This window comes from Ancylomarina sp. (genome assembly GCF_041555295.1).
Classification (GTDB): domain Bacteria; phylum Bacteroidota; class Bacteroidia; order Bacteroidales; family Marinifilaceae; genus Ancylomarina.
Map to the genome: position 1 here is coordinate 1 of NZ_JBFFKR010000294.1, position 3,879 is coordinate 3,879.

Annotated in this window: 4 protein-coding genes and 1 tRNA gene; all 5 read right to left on the bottom strand. The window is 35.1% G+C overall.

The window, feature by feature from the left end:
• Positions 1–332: ClpX C4-type zinc finger protein (locus ABY905_RS14830; protein WP_372645251.1), on the bottom strand; the 332-nt coding region annotated here is incomplete at its 3' end.
• A 180-nt stretch (positions 333–512) separates the two neighbouring features.
• A complete protein-coding gene (clpP, locus tag ABY905_RS14835) occupies positions 513–1,193 on the bottom strand; it encodes an ATP-dependent Clp endopeptidase proteolytic subunit ClpP (RefSeq protein WP_372645253.1) in 681 nt (226 codons plus the stop codon).
• Positions 1,194–1,400: 207 nt separating this feature from the next.
• The gene (tig, locus tag ABY905_RS14840) at positions 1,401–2,750 is read right to left on the bottom strand and encodes a trigger factor (RefSeq protein WP_372645255.1); all 1,350 of its coding nucleotides are present in this window, start codon (positions 2,748–2,750) and stop codon (positions 1,401–1,403) included.
• 104 nt (positions 2,751–2,854) lie between these two features.
• Positions 2,855–2,936: transfer RNA gene (locus ABY905_RS14845), tRNA-Leu, on the bottom strand.
• A 209-nt stretch (positions 2,937–3,145) separates the two neighbouring features.
• On the bottom strand, positions 3,146–3,877 hold the full coding sequence (lptB, locus tag ABY905_RS14850) for an LPS export ABC transporter ATP-binding protein (RefSeq protein WP_372645257.1): 732 nt from the start codon (positions 3,875–3,877) through the stop codon (positions 3,146–3,148).
• Positions 3,878–3,879 lie beyond the last annotated feature (2 nt).

Below are 3,879 nucleotides of genomic sequence, written 5' to 3' on the forward strand. Positions count from 1 at the left end.
GTTTCTCCAACCAGAATGATATTCGATTTTTCAATTTCGACTTCCTCATCATCCTCTTCCTGAAGCAACCTTTTGTAATGATTATAAACGGCAACCGAAAGATATTTCTTGGCATCATTCTGTCCAATCACATACTGATCAAGGAAAGCTTTAATTTCAGTTGGTTTCAACAACTGAAGATCGGTCAAATTAAGATCAGAATTGGTTTTTGCCTCTTCTTTAATAATCTCGTGTGCCTGATCGATACAACTATCGCAAATGTGACCACTGATTCCCGCAATTAAAAGATTGGTATCTTTTTTATCTCGCCCACAAAATGAACATTTATCCATAAGTAAAATATAGTCTTTTAGCTTGCCGATGTCAGATATTAAACATCATTAAACCAAGTTGTTTACAATTAAATAGATCATCGTATTTTTTAGATACGATTCTTTCTTATATTAGAAATGCAAAGTTAAGCATTTTAAGCTAAACTCTGCATTTCCGTGATTTTTATGATTTTTTAAGCCTTATTTCTTAGGCTCTCTTGTTAAAACCTCATCAATCATACCATACTCTTTTGCTTCTTGAGCAGTCATCCAATAATCACGATCAGAATTTTTCTCAACCGTTTCAAAAGGCATTCCCGAATGATCTGAAATAATCGTATAAAGTTCCTTCTTCAACTTCATAATCTCGCGAGCAGTAATTTCAATATCAGAAGCCTGACCTTGAGCACCGCCCATCGGCTGGTGAATCATCACACGAGAGTGTTTCAAAGCTGAACGCTTTCCTTTTTCTCCTGCAGTTAACAATACAGCACCCATTGAGGCTGCCATACCTGTACAGATAGTTGCTATATCGCAATTAATATACTGCATGGTATCGTAAATGCCCAAGCCAGCATGTACCGAACCACCTGGGGTGTTAAAATAGATCTGAATATCCTTATTGGGTTCAGTTGACTCCAGGAATAATAACTGAGCCATGATAATGTTAGCAACATAATCATCGATAGGCACACCAAGAAAGATGATTCTATCCATCATCAAACGTGAAAATACGTCCATGGAAGCAACATTCAACTGACGTTCCTCGATAATGGTAGGAGAAATGTACGAGTTACTAATAGAAGTATATTTATCTAGCGAAAGACTACTAATGCCTCTGTGCTGAGTCGCAAATTTTTTAAATTCGTCTTGTGGTATCATAGGATGAATGAAATTTAAATAAGCTCTGGTTGGCTATATGCTTTCCAAAGCAAAAGACTATTATTTGATGTACAAAATCAACATTTAAGTTTAGCTAAATTAGCTAAAAAAATTGCTTTTATTAACATCAGTTGAGCAAAATACTGAATAAAAAACAACCACGCTCAAAAAAGAGCGTGGTTGCAAATGTATTTATTCTATAAATGCTTATTCAAACATTTTATTGAATTCTTCAGTAGAAACTTCTTTCTCTTCTACCTTAATTGTGTTTTTAAGATACTCTACAACTTTGTCATCTAGTTTACGATCCCAGATTTTTCTAGCCTCGTCTTTATTCTCTAACATTTGCTTAGCATAGTTAGTCAAGTACTCTTCTGGCACTTCCATCATACCATACTGCTGAAATTGCATTAAAGCTTGTTTCTTAGCAAATTCAATAACCTCTTCTTCACCTACTTTAAGATCGTTATCTTTTATTAACCTATCTTTAATTAGCTGCCATCTGATATCATCAGAATAGTTTTCGAAATCGCTTTCTACTTGCTCAGCAGTCAGTTCTTTGTTAGTAGAGGTAATCCAACGCTTCAAGAAAGAAATAGGAAGTTGAATTTTAGCCTTCTTCACCAATTTCTCTTTCGCATCGATTAAGAATTTATAGTCGCTATCGTTAACCAATTGAGCTTCGATATCAGCTTTAATTTGGTTCTTGAATTCCTCTTCAGAAGTAATTTTTCCTTCACCAAATACTTTATCGAATAATTCCTGATTCATTTCAGCAGGAACAAACTTAGAAATATTAGTGATTGTATATTGGAAATCAGATTCAAGAGTTTCAGCCATTTCTGGAGCAACACCTAACATAGAAGCTAAATCAGATCTATTAGGGAATGCTTTTGCAGGGTTGAAAGTAATAATTTGATTTACGTTAGCACCTACGAATTTAGCTTTAGACTCTTCGTCTTTCATATATTCCAATGAAATAGCTACATCTTCGCTTACGATACCATCTTCAACAAGATTTCCTTCAGCATCAAGTTGAGCAAAGTTTCCTTTAAGGATTTCTTTGTCTTCAACAACTTCAGCTTCTTCGTTAGAACCAAAACGACGAGCATGCATATCTACACCATTCTGAATCATTTTCTCATCAACTGCAATTTTAAAGAAGTTGATCTTATCTCTCTTGCTTAGGTTTAGAGTATACTCTGGAGCCATAGCGATATCGAATACAAATTCGAACTCAGTATCTTTCTCCCAGTCGATATTTTTTTGCTCAGTCTCATTTGGAAGAGGCTCACCTAAAATATCCAATTTATTTTCTTCGATATACTTATATAGCTCCTGACCAAGAATTTTATTTACTTCGTCAGCTAAAACAGGAGTACCATACATTTTTTTGATCAAACCCATTGGCACTTTACCTGGACGGAACCCATCAATACTTGCTTTTTTACGTTGTTCCTTAAGCACAGAGTCAACTTGACTCGCATAATCTTCCTTTACTAACTGTAATTTAATTACAGCATTCAAATCATCAGTGTTGGTTCTTGTGATATTCATTTTTCAGCTATTAGAATGATAAAACCTTTTAAATTGCAAAAAACCGCCTCAAGGATGATGTTTTCACATCTTCAGAAGGGCGGTTTAAGGTTATTTCTCTGTAGTGCGGATGAAGGGACTCGAACCCCCACGCCTTACGGCACTAGATCCTAAGTCTAGCGCGGCTACCAATTACGCCACATCCGCGGGTTAATTGCGGTGCAAATATATATGTCTTTTTTTATTTGTGCAACAGTATTAAAAAAAAAATCAAAGTTTATTGTTTTTTTTTTTATTCAAGGGCTTTTAAGCCATGAACTATCAAAACCAATCAGCTCTAGATCTTCCTATATCTCAATCTATTTCAGACGAATAAAACAGAAAGATAATCTTTTGTTAAAAACAAATGGTCACTTTTATTTTTGACGTCTTAACTCAAAATTCTTTCCTAGATAGACTCGACGTACATCTTCATCATTAGCTAACTCTTCTGCAGTACCCGATTTAAGGATATTACCTTCAAATAATAGATAAGCTCTTTCAGTAATAGAAAGTGTTTCCTGAACATTGTGATCAGTAATTAAGATACCAATATTCTTGTCTTTAAGTTTACGAACTATATCCTGAATATCTTCTACCGCAATTGGGTCAACACCAGCAAAAGGTTCGTCTAAAAGAATAAATTTAGGTTTAATAGATAAAGCTCGAGCAATCTCAGTTCTTCTACGCTCACCACCAGACAGCTGAATTCCCAAACTCTTACGAATCTTCTGAAGGCTAAATTCATTCAGCATTTCTTCCAATCGCTGCTCTTGATATTCTTTAGTGAAATCAGACATTTGCAATACAGCTCTAATATTGTCTTCAACACTTAACTTACGAAAAACAGAGGCTTCCTGAGCTAAGTAACCAACTCCCATTTGAGCTCTTTTATAAACAGGTTCGTTGGTAATTTCTCTATCGTCAAGAAAAATTCGCCCCCCATTGGGTTGAATCAATCCAACAATCATATAGAATGATGTCGTTTTACCCGCACCATTAGGTCCCAGTAATCCAACAATTTCTCCTTGCTTCACTTCTACCGATACACCTTTAACAACTGTACGGCTTTTATATTTCTTTACTAAATTTTCAGCTCTTAAAATCATAA

Coding starts and splice junctions, on each gene's coding strand:
- clpP (WP_372645253.1), bottom strand. CDS start 1,193: ATGATACCACAAGACGAATTTAAAAAATTTGCGACTCAGCACAGAGGC.
- tig (WP_372645255.1), bottom strand. CDS start 2,750: ATGAATATCACAAGAACCAACACTGATGATTTGAATGCTGTAATTAAA.
- lptB (WP_372645257.1), bottom strand. CDS start 3,877: ATGATTTTAAGAGCTGAAAATTTAGTAAAGAAATATAAAAGCCGTACA.